Source organism: Synechococcus lacustris Maggiore-St4-Slac (assembly GCF_024345595.1).
GTDB classification, from domain to species: Bacteria; Cyanobacteriota; Cyanobacteriia; order PCC-6307; family Cyanobiaceae; genus Synechococcus_D; species Synechococcus_D lacustris.
On sequence record NZ_JAGQBK010000008.1, the window covers coordinates 82308 to 94932 of the forward strand.

Annotated in this window: 14 protein-coding genes and 1 pseudogene; 7 read left to right on the forward strand and 8 right to left on the reverse strand. The window is 59.9% G+C overall.

Annotated elements, in window-relative coordinates:
* The first annotated feature begins 5 nt into the window (after positions 1–5).
* A complete protein-coding gene (locus tag KBY68_RS07760; RefSeq protein ID WP_255096623.1) occupies positions 6–650 on the forward strand; it encodes a class I SAM-dependent methyltransferase in 645 nt (214 codons plus the stop codon).
* A gap of 181 nt (positions 651–831) precedes the next feature.
* Here KBY68_RS07760 and KBY68_RS07765 read toward each other — a convergent pair whose 3' ends face one another.
* A complete protein-coding gene (locus KBY68_RS07765) occupies positions 832–1551 on the reverse strand; it encodes a class I SAM-dependent methyltransferase (RefSeq protein ID WP_255096624.1) in 720 nt (239 codons plus the stop codon).
* Between the two features lie 200 nt (positions 1552–1751).
* On the opposite strand from KBY68_RS07765, the gene KBY68_RS07770 reads away from it, so the two are divergent.
* Positions 1752–2312, forward strand: coding sequence for a hypothetical protein (locus tag KBY68_RS07770; RefSeq protein WP_255096625.1), 561 nt, complete (start codon positions 1752–1754; stop codon positions 2310–2312).
* A gap of 71 nt (positions 2313–2383) precedes the next feature.
* Here KBY68_RS07770 and KBY68_RS07775 read toward each other — a convergent pair whose 3' ends face one another.
* On the reverse strand, positions 2384–3463 hold the full coding sequence (locus tag KBY68_RS07775; RefSeq protein ID WP_255096626.1) for a hypothetical protein: 1080 nt from the start codon (positions 3461–3463) through the stop codon (positions 2384–2386).
* Between the two features lie 8 nt (positions 3464–3471).
* Positions 3472–4017: a DnaJ domain-containing protein gene (locus KBY68_RS12315; RefSeq protein ID WP_255096627.1), complete on the reverse strand. Its 546-nt coding sequence runs from the start codon at positions 4015–4017 to the stop codon at positions 3472–3474.
* Between the two features lie 287 nt (positions 4018–4304).
* Between KBY68_RS12315 and KBY68_RS07785 the strand changes: the two genes are divergently transcribed.
* From KBY68_RS07785 to KBY68_RS07795, 3 genes are read left to right on the forward strand one after another with little or no spacing between them, the layout of a single operon-like run.
* Entirely contained in the window at positions 4305–4565 is a 261-nt protein-coding gene (locus KBY68_RS07785; RefSeq protein ID WP_255096628.1) for an AbrB/MazE/SpoVT family DNA-binding domain-containing protein, read from the forward strand.
* A gap of 44 nt (positions 4566–4609) precedes the next feature.
* Complete coding sequence (locus KBY68_RS07790) at positions 4610–4945, forward strand: type II toxin-antitoxin system PemK/MazF family toxin (protein ID WP_255096642.1); 336 nt, start codon at positions 4610–4612, stop codon at positions 4943–4945.
* A 3-nt stretch (positions 4946–4948) separates the two neighbouring features.
* Positions 4949–6712 (forward strand): protein adenylyltransferase SelO family protein, encoded by a 1764-nt coding sequence (locus tag KBY68_RS07795; RefSeq protein ID WP_390634984.1) that lies wholly within the window; start codon positions 4949–4951, stop codon positions 6710–6712.
* On the opposite strand, the gene KBY68_RS07800 is transcribed toward KBY68_RS07795, so the two are convergent.
* The 3 genes from KBY68_RS07800 to KBY68_RS07810 form a co-directional block, all read right to left on the reverse strand.
* Positions 6672–8006, reverse strand: a complete 1335-nt coding sequence (locus KBY68_RS07800) for an MFS transporter (protein ID WP_255096631.1) — start codon at positions 8004–8006, stop codon at positions 6672–6674. The two genes, KBY68_RS07795 and KBY68_RS07800, sit on opposite strands and share 41 nt — an antisense overlap.
* 136 nt (positions 8007–8142) lie before the next feature.
* On the reverse strand, positions 8143–8799 hold the full coding sequence (locus KBY68_RS07805; protein ID WP_255096632.1) for a L,D-transpeptidase family protein: 657 nt from the start codon (positions 8797–8799) through the stop codon (positions 8143–8145).
* Between the two features lie 19 nt (positions 8800–8818).
* Entirely contained in the window at positions 8819–9238 is a 420-nt protein-coding gene (locus KBY68_RS07810; RefSeq protein WP_255096634.1) for a nuclear transport factor 2 family protein, read from the reverse strand.
* Positions 9239–9484: 246 nt separating this feature from the next.
* On the opposite strand from KBY68_RS07810, the gene KBY68_RS07815 reads away from it, so the two are divergent.
* Both KBY68_RS07815 and KBY68_RS07820 read left to right on the forward strand, forming a co-directional pair.
* A complete protein-coding gene (locus KBY68_RS07815; RefSeq protein WP_153062442.1) occupies positions 9485–10240 on the forward strand; it encodes a glycosyltransferase in 756 nt (251 codons plus the stop codon).
* A gap of 13 nt (positions 10241–10253) precedes the next feature.
* Positions 10254–11705 carry a polysaccharide deacetylase family protein gene (locus KBY68_RS07820; protein ID WP_255096643.1) on the forward strand — a complete coding sequence of 484 codons (1452 nt, stop codon included), beginning with the start codon at positions 10254–10256 and terminating at the stop codon, positions 11703–11705.
* A 6-nt stretch (positions 11706–11711) separates the two neighbouring features.
* Here KBY68_RS07820 and KBY68_RS07825 read toward each other — a convergent pair whose 3' ends face one another.
* Entirely contained in the window at positions 11712–12377 is a 666-nt protein-coding gene (locus tag KBY68_RS07825) for an SDR family oxidoreductase (protein ID WP_255096635.1), read from the reverse strand.
* Positions 12378–12422: 45 nt separating this feature from the next.
* Positions 12423–12542, reverse strand: a pseudogene (locus KBY68_RS07830) (prohibitin family protein); the annotation flags it as partial.
* Positions 12543–12625 lie beyond the last annotated feature (83 nt).

Consider the following 12625-nt stretch of genomic DNA (forward strand, 5'->3'; position numbering starts at 1 on the left):
TACACATGACGAGCACCCCTGATCTCAACGAATACGCAACAGCCGAGCACGCGCTTAAATATTTGGCGCGGGCCGATCACATTCCACATCGCACGGAAGGCGAGGCTGTTTTACTGGAGTTCATCCCGCATAAGGTCAAACGAATTCTCGATCTGGGAACCGGAGATGGTCGCTTGCTGGCGCTGCTCCGGATTGAGCGGCCCGACGCAGAGGGCATTGCACTCGACTTTTCTGCCAAGATGCTGGCGTCCGCAGGCGAGAGATTTCGCGGGGACCCCAAGATTCAGCTTGTAGAACATAACTTGGACGACCCCCTCCCTGATCTTGGCCGCTTCGACGCGATCGTATCCAGTTTTGCTATTCACCATTGCACAGATGATCGGAAGCGGACGCTTTATTCCGAGATATACGCCGCCTTATCGCCCGGCGGAGTTTTCTGCAATTTGGAGCATGTGGCACCACCGTCTGCCGAGCTTCACGTAAGATTTCTGCGTTTACTCGATATCACTGAGGCTGATGAGGACCCGTCTAACAAGCTCATCAGTGTAGAGGCCCAGGTTAGGTGGCTTCGCGAGATCGGATTTCAGGATGTTGACTGTCACTGGAAGTGGCTCGAACTGGCCCTTTTTGGAGGAACCAAGAAAAGATGACTTTGACGTGCCCTAACTATGCGCGGCAGCGAACCAGGCCATCACGTCCAGGTTGCAATCGAACGCCCTCGTGGGCCGGGTCGCTGAGCTTGGGTCGTTAGATGAAAGGATGCTGAGGCGGGTCAATTACTCCATCTCAGCTCGGGTTCACCTGCGGCTACGGATTTGGCAGCCGCGGGCGTCATTGCTTCGACCGGCACGTGGCGTAGAGGAAGTAGGCCGCCTCGTCTGGTCGGCGACTACTTGTTTCCCTTTCCGTCACCACGCTGATCTCGTCGAACCCCGCCGCTTCGAGGAGGCTCGTTAGTTCGTCCACCGTGAAGTGGTGGGTCAGGTAGAGCACCTTGCCACGGTCGTTTCGCGAGAGGTAAGTGTGTCGCTCGCCGGTCAGCGGAAGGTCTTCGGCGTAGAGCCGCGCGTAGCCGGCGTTGATCGTGTCGGAAACGCCCGAGGCCGACAGGAAGAGCTGACCACCTGGCCGGAGATTCTCTCGCGCATGCCGGAGGAGGTTTGCCCGATGGCGCACGTCGCCGATGATCGAGATCACAAGTTGGCAGACGACCACGTCGAACGGCCCGCCGTCGAGCTGCGGCGAGGCATCCTCGGCGAAGTCGGCCACCGCAAATCGCAGCGAGCGACCAACGGCATCGGCGGACGCTCCGTTGTGCTCTGCGGCATTAAGAGCGCCCGCATTGATGTCCACGCCGAGTACGGAGAACCCCTGCTCGAAGATCCTCCGACTCAGCCGCCCGCTGCCGCAGCCCACGTCGAGGAGCATGAGCGGCCGGCCCGCCGCTTCGGTCTTCACCTCGTGCAGGAACAAGTCGAGGTTCGGCGTGGATTCCTTGCTCGGAATCGCTGCGGCGTCGAAACGCCGCCAGTCGTCGCGAGGGTCGCGCATGACGGGCTTTTCTCGTAAAGGATATTGTCGGGGCGTTCATTGAGAACGCAGTCGCTTTAAGACTAACAACAATATTCAGAAGGCTGGAGCGAATGGAACTTTCTATGCAAACAAGCAATGCCCGCTTCTGATCTTGAGCGTTAGCCCTTTTCACTCCGGTACACTCGACAGCAACTACATCAACCAAGGAGCCATTGTTCATGCCAGAAATCATGATCAAAACAGAAAGACCTTTCGTCGAAGATCTATTCGCCCGATACGAGGTGTTGATTGGCAGAGATTTTCCCGGCTATCGCAACCATGTGTATCGCACCATCACTTATGCAATGCATTTTCTAGGCAATGCCAAAGAACATGAGAGGCTTGTCGAAGCTGCATTTGTCTATCACGACATCGGTCTTTGGACGGATCACGAATTAGCCTATCTAGAGCCATCCGAGGCTGTAGCAGTTTCCGACAATCAGAAGTTGGGGCTTGGGTTGGATCCTGATTTGCTTCGCGCCGCCATTCATTGGCACCACAAGATTTTTCCCTACACGGGTCCACATAGAGCAATCATTGAGGCCTGCCGTAAGGCTGACTGGATCGATGCTTCTAAAGGAATGCTCCGTAAGGGTATTAGCAGAGCTGCGATAGCAGAAGTCGAGTCGGAGTTCCCAAATTTAGGTTTTCATGACTCATTGATGCGCCTTGCAAAAGATTATGGAGGCTCAACACTTGTTGGTAGCATCAAGGTAACTCTTGGCATCGTAAAGTGGTGATCGTAGCCTTGATTTCGAGCTAACAATATATCTAAGCCGACGCCGCTTTGTGGCGCCGCTCGATTCAACCGTTAGTACAGCAAGTGATTTCCTTCAAATCTGGCCTGTAGCAGCTCAAGCCGATTCATCAGCTTTTGGAGCTTCTGCTCCTTCCTCTTTTTGACACTAGGTGACCCATCAAAATGGCTCATCTCATTGCCCAAGAGATAGTCAACAAAGTCTTTTGGCTCGCAAGGCTTGGCTCCCATCCACTTGTGGAAGTTTCGATGAATACTGCTGCTGATGGCGATAAGGTTTTCTTCATAGGCTGCCAAATCGGGGCGTGAGCTGGCATCGAACAGATGATGTGCTTCGAGTTCAACTGAATGCTGATCGGATTCAGATGGTTTGTGGCCGGAGACGGCACAGCCAGATCCATCTTTGCGTAGTGCCCTTTGACGAACCTTGTCCTTCGCTGCCTTAACCCTGGCTTCGTGGCTTTCGAGCAGCTTTCGCTGGACTTCAAAGCACTCTTCTGCCACATCGGCCACTGCTTTAACCCATGCCTTTCGTGCCTTGGTGATCCTGCCTTTATCCCTCATTGTCTTCGCCAGGCGAACGATTCCGCGCTGGCTCCAGTGCCGCTGGTCTTTGCCCTCAAAGCTATCAAAATGCACACCTATCTCTAATCCCTCAGCACCTTCTAGTCCAGAACTTTCTTCTTGAATTCTTGTAATTGTGCCAGCGATCCCTTTGCCGTTGGTGCCCAGTACCCTCACAACAGACCGCTGCTCCAGAAAAACCAGATCACCTCGAATCTGGATGGAGCTTCGATCTTGTGTGACTTGAATGATGCGCCGTTTAACGAGCGTGCGTGTCACCCGCGCTCGATGCTGGGTGAAGAACTCATAAATCTTGGCCAGTATGCTTCCACCTTCTTTTTCCTCCAGATACTTGGCGATAGCCATCACGCCTTCTTCGTAAAAGCGGCGGCTGCGAGCTTGGCCAGGTTCGTATTCAAAGAATTCACCTTCGATTAGCTCCCATTCATCATCAGCATCGGCATCAAAGAACTGGCAGATACCGCTGAGTTTCTTCGCGCTGATACCAAGTATTCTTGCTGTCTCCTGAAAGGAGAAGGCATCACGTGATCGGTTGGGTGTAGTCGTCATCTGCTTTTTTACAGGAAGGCAAGGAGGGAGTCACGCATTTTTTGGAGCCGCTCCATCACGCGCGGATCGCCGCCAACATCGGGATGGTGCTCCTTGGCAAGCCTGCGAAAGGCCTCTTTGATGTCTTCGGCGCTGGCTGTTGATGGATCAAGCGAGAACACATGCCACGGCCTAAAATTTTCCAAAACATCTACTCCGTTAATGGATGTTTTGCTCGTTTTGGCACGCTCGTTCTGGGGAACTCCAACCCACTCGCGATAGAGCTTGAGCCAATCAGCCTTTGTTTTTAGATCAAATGTTCGGCCCGCCATCGCAAGGTTGAATTCACTTGATTTGCGCAGCTCAGCAGCGTTCTTGCTACCAAATACCTTGCAGACTGATGCTTTGAGCTCGGTCAGTGTGATAACTGGTTCTGGGAAAGGCTTTCCGTTAATTAACTCTGCAAACGCCAACAGGCTTTTGGCATCCGGAGCCCCAGCCGAGAGTATCTCTTCGATCCTTGCTAAGACCGCAGTCCGATCGAGCTTCTTGCGCGTTGGCGTCTTGGTGGCCACGGCTCAGTAGGGCTGATTGCCTTTGATAACCCACCGAACGCCTCCACGGGGGGATTTGTCATCACCTGTTCGCCGGGGGATTAGAAGCCAATGCGCATGAAATACCGAATGCCCCGGCGCCTCGCCTGATCTCAGCCCCCCCCCCCTTGCGTAGAGCAAGCCTTCCCGTCGGCCTTATGACGACCCGGGATAGCCAGGCTGTGCCCCTCGCTCACCGGGTAGATGTCGCTGCTGTGCCGCCCCATCGAGCTGAGGCGTTTATCCTTTTGTTTATACGTCTGATTCTCATGGCCGCCACCCCTTCCCGGCAGGCCCTGCGCCGCTGGGGCAACAGCCTCGGTATCCGCTTGCCCGCATCCATCGCCCGGGAGGCTCAGCTGCAGGAGGATCAGGCCGTGGAACTCTCCGTTGTGGAGGGAGGCGTGATGATCAGGCCCGTGCAGCGACGCCTGTCTCTGGCAGAGAGGCTGGCAGCGTACGAGCCCATGTCTGGCGAACCCACCGAAGCAATGGCCTTCCATCCGCTCGGTGCTGAGGTCACCGAGTGAGTCCCCGCCAAGTGGTTCAGGGCTGGGTGCCCGATCGCGGCGACGTGATCTGGATCGACCACAACCCCCAGGCTGGTCGGGAGATGAACGATCACCATCCCTTTGCCGTCTTGTCCACAGCTTCCTTCCACACCAAGGTGGGCTTAGTGGTGGGCTGCGCCATGACTTCAGCGCCCTACAACCGTGGTTCTACCCTTGCTGTGGACCTGGGCCCCATCCCCGATCGGCCCGACTCCCACAGCTATGTGCTGTGCCAGCAACTCAAATCCTTCGACTGGCGCGCCAGGGGCGCTCGTCCCCATCCGATTGGGCGACTGCAGGACTCCCAGCTGGAGGAGGTGTTGGCGGTTGTTGGGCAAATCCTTGGGTTTGTCGTCTGATCCATGGGACGCCCAATCGCTCAAGCTGAACCCCCATCCCTAGCCTCCACTGATCCCTGCCGGCCAGAACCCGCGAGCCCTGTGAGCACCACTTCGATCACATCCTTCGCTGAGTTCGTGCAACGGGCTGATTATTCGCTGCTGGAGTCGCTGCAGCCGGATCCCCAGGCCACGCTGGATGGCCACGATCACCGCCCCCGCCAGGTGTTCTCAGGCCATTACGTGCCGGTCACACCCACGCCCCTGCCAGTACCTGCCTACCTGACGCACAGCTCCGCCCTGTTCAAGGAGCTGGGCCTGAGCGATTCCCTGGCCCACGACGAGGCCTTTCTGCGGCTGTTTTCCGGCGACATCAGCGTGGCGCGGCAGCCCATGCGCCCCTATGGCTGGGCCACCGGTTACGCCCTCTCCATCTACGGCGCTGAATACATCCAGCAGTGTCCGTTTGGCACCGGCAATGGCTACGGCGATGGCCGGGCCATTTCCGTGTTCGAGGGCGTGTTCAACGGTCAGCGCTGGGAGCTGCAGCTCAAGGGCGGCGGACCTACGCCCTACTGCCGCGGTGCAGATGGTCGGGCCGTGCTGCGCTCCAGCGTGCGCGAATTTCTGGCCCAGGAGTTCATGGAAGCCCTGGGCGTTCCCACCTCCCGCTCCTTGACCCTCTATGGGTCTGGCGCTGAAACCGTGCGCCGGCCCTGGTATGCGCCGGGGTCCACCTCCTTTGATCCCGACGTGCTGGTCGACAACCCAGCGGCGATTACAACCCGTGTGGCGCCGTCGTTTCTGCGGGTGGGCCAGCTGGAGCTATTTGCCCGCCGCGTGCGCCGCCAGGCTCATCCGGAGGCACTGAACGAGCTGCGCCTGATCGTGGCCCACCTGATTGAGCGCAACTACCGGCCAGAGATCGATCCGAGCCTGGCCTTCAGCGACCAGGTGCTGCAGCTGGCCGGCTTGTTTCGCACGCGGCTGATTGCCTTGGTGGCCCACTGGATGCGGGTGGGGTTTTGCCAGGGCAATTTCAACAGCGATAACTGCGCCGCCGGTGGCTACACCCTCGACTACGGCCCGTTTGGTTTCTGCGAACGGTTTGATCCCGGCTTCCAGCCCTGGACCGGTGGCGGCGAGCACTTCAGCTTCTTCAACCAACCCGTGGCCGCTGGAGCCAACTACCAGATGTTCTGGTCGGCCGTGCGGCCCCTGCTGGCTGACAACAGCGAGGCCCTGGCCCAGCTGGATCTCATCCGTGACGGCTTTGCCGGCGCGATGAACCAGGAGCTCGAGGCGATGTGGGCCCGCAAGCTGGGCCTGGCTGCCCCTGATGCCGCCTTGGTGAATGAGCTGCTGGAGTTGATGCTGCGCTCCCAGGCGGATTACACGATCTTCTTCCGAAGGTTGTCGGAGATTCCTGTCACCACCCCCGAGCACCTCTCAGCCCTGAAGCAGAGCTTCTATGAGCCGAGTTCGGAAGCCCTCGATGCGGCATGGAGCGGCTGGCTGGAGCGTTGGCGTGCCCAGATTGGCGACCTCGTCGAGACATCCGCAGCGATGAAACGCTGCAACCCAGCTATCACCTGGCGCGAGTGGCTGATTGCACCGGCCTATCAACAGGCGGAGCAGGGCGACACCGCCTTGCTTCAGGAGCTGCAAGCGGTGGTCAGCCATCCCTACGACGCGCCCTCAGCGGAGCTGGCGGCGACCTACGACCGCCTCAAGCCCAGGGAGTTCTTCAACGCCGGGGGGGTGTCGCATTACAGCTGTTCGTCTTGAGTTGATCAGCCATCCCCTGCGTGCGCGGCAGCAATAGAGCAAGCGCCGAGGCCAGCAACAGCACAACCGCTAGCCCAGCTAGCGCCAGGCTGTCTCCACCTGGCCTCATCATCAGCCGCCCCATCACGATCGGCGCCAGGAAGCCGCCGATATTGCCAACCGAGTTGATCCAGGCGATGCCGCCCGCCGCCGCTCGGCCACCTAGGAACTGCGACGGAATCGTCCAGAAAGGTCCCAGGCAAGAGAAGGTGGCGGCAGTGGACACGCTGATCATTGCCAGGCGCACCAGGCCGCTGCCGGCGATGGCCAGGCCCAGCGACACGGCCGCGACCGCCAGGGCCACCGCCACATGCATGCGCTGCTCTCCGGTCCGATCGGAGGAGGCTCCCACCAGGAGCATCGCGGCCACCGCCAGGGCATAGGGAACCGCACTCACCAAATTGGCCAGCACCGGTGAGCCCACCGCCGGTGACAGAGCCTCGGCCACGAAACGCGGGATCCAGAAGCTGAAGCCGTAGAACCCGGTGGCGATCGCCAGGTAGAGAATCCCCAGCAGCCAAAGCCGAGGTTGGCGCAGGCCCGCCAGCAGGCCATGCACCTGCCGGCCACTGCCCTGGAGTTGGATCTGCTCCTCCTGCAGCACCTGCTCCAGGGCTGAGGCCTCCTCAGCCGAAAGCCAGCGCGCCTGATGGGGGCGGTCGGGCAGCCGCCGCCAAACCACAAAAGCCAACACGATCGCCGGCAGGGCCTCCAGCAGGAATAGCCAGCGCCAGCCGGCGAATCCGCCCACACCATGCAGCGACAGCAATCCCGCCGAGATCGGACCACCCAGCAGGCCCGCCATCGGGATCGCCAGCATGAACCCCGCCAGGGTGCTGGAGCGCTGCGCGGCAGGCACCCACTGGCTGAGATACAGAACGATGCCGGGGAAGAAGCCAGCCTCCGCCACGCCGAGCAACAGCCGCAGGCCGTTGAACTGCTGGGCGCTGACTATGAAGGCCATCAGGCCAGCCACCACCCCCCAACTGAGCAGGATGCGGCTGATCCAGCGGCGCGCGCCCACCCGCTCGAGCATCAGATTGCTAGGGATTTCGAACAGCACATAGCCGAGGAAAAAGATGCCGGCGGCGACGCCATAGCTTGCGGTGGTCAGCCCCAGGTCTGCGCTCACACCGGCGGCGGCAAAGGAGATGTTCACCCGGTCGAGATAGGCGACTAGGTACAGCAGGAATAGAAACGGCAATAGGTGCCGGCGGATGCCGACTAGCGCGCGATCTAGGGGGGCGGAGGACAAGGAAGAGCGGCTGCAGATTGGAGCTCCCAGTCTCGCTGCGGCCTAAGGATTTGCCTACGGAGTGTGCAGGTGGCGCATCCACTCCAGGCCCATCAGCATCGAAGTAGAGCTCGAAGCGGCCGCGGGGAATCGCTCATCACGGTGTGCAGGGGCCTGCGGCGTTGATCAGCACCTCATCGCCGAGCTTCACGGCTGAGAGCAGGAGCTTCAAATCTGGTTCGGCCACGTTCACGCAGCCGCCGGTCACCTTCTGGCCGATGCGGTTGTCGTTGTTGCTGCCGTGAATGGCGAAGCTGTACCAGCGAAACTTGCCGTCGTAGGTGTTGAAATCGAAGGGCTGCTTGACGCTGCCTAACGGCTCCAGGCTTACGTAGCCGCTGCCGTATTCGCCCTTTTCGCCATCGACGTCGAAGTCGATGGCGTTCATGTTGCCAAAAAGCGTTTTGCGCAGCTCGGCCTCACTCTTGCCCGACTTGGCGATCAGGGCGGGATCCATCACGAAGGTGTTGCCGCTGAGGATGGCATTCACCCGGAAGCGGCCCAGGGGTGTGTAGCCCTCCTCGAAGCGGCTGCCCGCGCAGGTGATGCCGTTGCGGCCGAAACCCACCTTAAAAATGGTGCGGTCCTCGCCCCGTGGCAGCACCCCGAAGCTCCTGGAGGGATCCTTTGGGTCGAGCTCGATCCGGATGGGACCGGTAACGGCGGCCGCTCCTGGCTTGGGTTGCTTGTTGGCGGCGCAGCCGAACAGCCCCGTAGCCAGGGCGAGCAGAGCGAGTGTGGAGAAAGGGCGCATCACGGCTCCTGCAGCTGCCTCAGCCCACAAAGCGCTTGTAAAGCCAGCGCACAAAGCCGCCGAGCACAGGCACCGGTCCGAAGGTGGGGCCCACGAAGTCGAAGTAGTCGCGGTGGTCGCAGATTTTGCCCTCGCTGTTGAAAAGCAGCCGGGAGGTGCCTGGATACACAAACTCAATGCCCTTGATCTTCAGACCCATCTCCCACTCCACGAAGGCCGAATTTGCTTCGATCGCAATCGCGCCAGGGGTGAGGTAGGTGTCGTCACAGCGTTTCAGCAGGCCCTCCTGGGCTTTGATGTAGGCCGAAATGCCATCCCTCTCTTGAGTGGGATCGCTGAAGTGCACGTCCTCGGCGTAAAGCTGCCGCCATTGCGCCTCGCTCGGGCCGGGGGCGCCGTAGGGCTTGTTGAACAAGGCGCGCAGCTGGGCAGCGTCCACCGTGGGTAGATCAAGGGCTCAACCCAGGATGCCGCAGGCCTGGTGGTGCGCAAAGGTCCAGGGCGACATCCGTGCTGTGTGCCTTGCGCTCAAGGCTGGGCGCCTTTGCGCTCAAGTTTTGGAAAGTTTGATTTGATCAGTTTTCGTGGTCAAATCATTCGGATTTTGCCTATTTGATCATCGAGCAAAGGGCTTGGGGTCTCCAGGGTCGACTAGGATGGATGGGCTCGCAATAATTCAACTAATTTGACGACCGTTAGCGTCATTACTCCGACCAGGCTTTTGCCTGATCGATTGCCTATGCTGAGCAAGCTTAATCGTAGCCTGAACGAAAATAATTGCAGTATTGAACATGTGATTGTCGTTGATGGCAACGACCTCGAAGCCCTGCCTGCCGAGCTCGCCGCCAACGCCACAGTGATTGCTTCTGCCCGGCCGATTGGTCAGGCGGCAGCGCGCAATCTTGGCCTGCTTGTTGCTCGGGGGGAGTGGATCACCAGTGCCGACGACGACGACTGGCTTTACCCCCATTCCATCGACAAGCGCCTGGCCGCAATCAATGGCCAGGCAGGGGCCCAGTGGGCAGCCGGTTATTGCACTGACGATCTCAAAAATGATCCTGCCATTGTGGCCGCTGGGCCATGCCTAGCGGGTGATGTTTGGCGAGCCTGGCCATCCCCCCATGACAGCATTCCCCTGGGGCCAACAACCCTGCTTGTCCAGGCTGCCCTACTCAAGCGTGTCGGTGGCTGGATGGGCCTGCCACAAGGTGAAGATGTAGGCATGATGATCGCGGTTACAAGTAGTGCTCCAGGCGTACTTATTTCCGATTATGTCTATCACATACGCCTACATGTTGGCCAGATGACCAAGTCGGCTTGGTTTGATGATTTGGAGCTTTTGTCGCGCCGATCTGCTTGGGAGCGCGGTCAAACCATTCTTTCTCAGCAGCTTGCAAGTTCATCAGTGCCGCTGATTCGCCAGCGCATTGCCACTCTTTGACTATCTCAAACCTGTGAGCAACCCCTCCCTGCCGCCGATCGCTGGCCGCGAAGCAGAAATCCTCGCCCTGGTGCAGCAGCAGCAGCCTGTATTTCTGCCCACCACCAATCTCAAGCTAGAGCAGCTTCGTTCAGGCTTCGCCTGTGCCCTGCACATGCACCAGCCCACGATTCCAGCTGGTGTCAATGGAGAGCTGATCTCCCACCTCCAATACATGGTTGAGCATCCCGGCGAGGGTGACAACCACAACGCTGAAGCCTTCGCCCATTGCTATCGGCGTTTGGCCGACATCCTCCCCCAGTTGATTGCGGAGGGTGCCAATCCCCGGATCATGCTGGATTACTCAGGCAATTTGCTGTGGGGATTCCAGCAGATGGGCCGCCACGACATCCTCGAGGCGCTGCAGCGGCTGGCCTGTGATCCTGCCCTTCAACCCCATGTGGAGTGGCTCGGCACCTTTTGGAGCCATGCCGTGGCCCCCTCCACGCCAATCCCCGATCTCAAGCTGCAGATCCTGGCCTGGCAGCATCACTTTGCGGCCATGTTTGGTGATGCGGCCCTGCAGCGGGTGAAGGGTTTCTCGCCGCCGGAGATGCATCTACCCAACCACCCAGACACGCTCTACGAATTCATCAAGGCCCTTCGGGAATGTGGCTACCGCTGGCTGCTGGTGCAGGAGCACAGCGTTGAAAATCCTGATGGTTCCGCTCTTAGCCAGGAGCAGAAACTGGTGCCCAACCAATTGGTGGCACGCAGCTCCAGCGGTGAGGTGGCCTCGATCACGGCGCTGATCAAAACCCAAGGCTCCGACACCAAGCTGGTGGGGCAGATGCAGCCCTACTACGAAGCCCTGGGGCGTGGCCCCATACCTCTTGGCGGCAAGTCCGTGCCGGCCCTCGTCTCCCAGATCGCCGATGGCGAGAACGGTGGCGTGATGATGAACGAATTCCCCCAGGCCTTCATCCAGGCCCATCAGCGCATCGCCGCCGAGGGCGGTGGTGCTGGCACGGTGGCGATCAACGGAACTGAATACCTGGAGATGCTCGAGGCCGTTGGGGTGTCAGCCTGCGATTTCCCGCCGATTCAGGCGGTGCAGCAACACAAGCTCTGGCAGCAGCTGGGCGAGCCACCCAACTCTGCAGATGTTGAGCCGGCCATCGCCGAGCTCCAGGCCCGTGATCCCTCCTTCTCGATGGCTGGCGCCTCCTGGACCAACAACCTCAGCTGGGTGGAGGGCTACGCCAACGTGCTGGAGCCGATGACCAGCCTCAGCGCCGCCTTTCACCAGCATTTCGATCCCCTGGTGGCGGCTGATCCCTCAGTTACCCAGTCCCAGCCCTACCAGCAGGCGCTGCTGCATCTGCTGCTGCTGGAAACGAGCTGCTTTCGTTACTGGGGCCAGGGGGTCTGGACCGACTACGCCAGCGAGATTCACCGGCGCGGCGTCGTCAGCTTGGGCGGTTGAGCCTCATTACCAAGGCAGCACCTCGCCGTTGGCGTGCCAGAAGCCTCCGCTGGTTTCCAGGCTGAGAGCATCAATGCGGGCCAGCAGGCCCCGCACCGCCTCCTCGGGGCTGATGCCCTGGGGGTTGAAGTTGACCATGCGGGTGCGCACCAGCCCCGGGTGCAGCAGTGCCAGGGCGATGCCTCGGGGCCGCAGGTCGATCGCCAGGGATCGCCCCGCCATGTTCAGCGCCACCTTTGACATCCGGTAGCCGTAGGAGGAGCCGGAGCTGTTGTCGTCAATCGAGCCCATGCGGCTGGTCATCAGCGCCAGCTTGGAACCGGGCTGCAGATTCGGCAGCAGGGCGGCCACGAGTCGCAGGGGCGCCAGGGCATTCACCTCAAACTGGCGCCTGAGGCTGTCGCTGTCGAGATTCTCCAGGCGGTTGCCTTCGAGGATGCCGGCATTGAGGATCACCCCATCAAGCGGCTGGCCAGCTAGCCGTTGCACCAGAGCATCAAGATCCTCTTCAGCGGTGAGCTCGATCCCCGCCTCGAGGCGCTCACCCAGAGCCTCCAGTTCTGGCGACGGTGTGCGGCAGACGGCGATCACCTGATCGCCGCGGGCCTGTAGTTGTCTGCAGTACTCGAGGCCGATGCCGCGGTTGCTGCCGGTAACTAGGAAAGTTGACATTGCTGGCCTGCGCAGTTGCTCAAGACTGGCTGATTCAAGCCGCCATCAGCGCCGTCCGTTGACGATCACCGAGTTGCCGCTGCCCCCAGCCGTACCAGGCAGGGCCAGCACCACGGAGGTCTGGCCATCCCACTTGTCGAGGAAGAGCTTGTAGAGCACGGAGTTGCAGGCTCAAATACTGTCGCCTTGGCCAGTTATGGCAGGGGGTTTTGAGGAATCAAGAGCCTTTTTTCATTGCTAGCCCACCG

What these genes read in the sequence shown, in the direction of transcription:
- KBY68_RS07760 (WP_255096623.1), top strand. Translation starts at nt 6, where the DNA reads ATGACGAGCACCCCTGATCTCAACGAATACGCAACAGCCGAGCACGCG.
- KBY68_RS07765 (WP_255096624.1), bottom strand. Translation starts at nt 1,551, where the DNA reads ATGCGCGACCCTCGCGACGACTGGCGGCGTTTCGACGCCGCAGCGATT.
- KBY68_RS07770 (WP_255096625.1), top strand. Translation starts at nt 1,752, where the DNA reads ATGCCAGAAATCATGATCAAAACAGAAAGACCTTTCGTCGAAGATCTA.
- KBY68_RS07775 (WP_255096626.1), bottom strand. Translation starts at nt 3,463, where the DNA reads ATGACGACTACACCCAACCGATCACGTGATGCCTTCTCCTTTCAGGAG.
- KBY68_RS07785 (WP_255096628.1), top strand. Translation starts at nt 4,305, where the DNA reads ATGGCCGCCACCCCTTCCCGGCAGGCCCTGCGCCGCTGGGGCAACAGC.
- KBY68_RS07795 (WP_390634984.1), top strand. Translation starts at nt 4,949, where the DNA reads ATGGGACGCCCAATCGCTCAAGCTGAACCCCCATCCCTAGCCTCCACT.
- KBY68_RS07805 (WP_255096632.1), bottom strand. Translation starts at nt 8,799, where the DNA reads ATGCGCCCTTTCTCCACACTCGCTCTGCTCGCCCTGGCTACGGGGCTG.
- KBY68_RS07825 (WP_255096635.1), bottom strand. Translation starts at nt 12,377, where the DNA reads ATGTCAACTTTCCTAGTTACCGGCAGCAACCGCGGCATCGGCCTCGAG.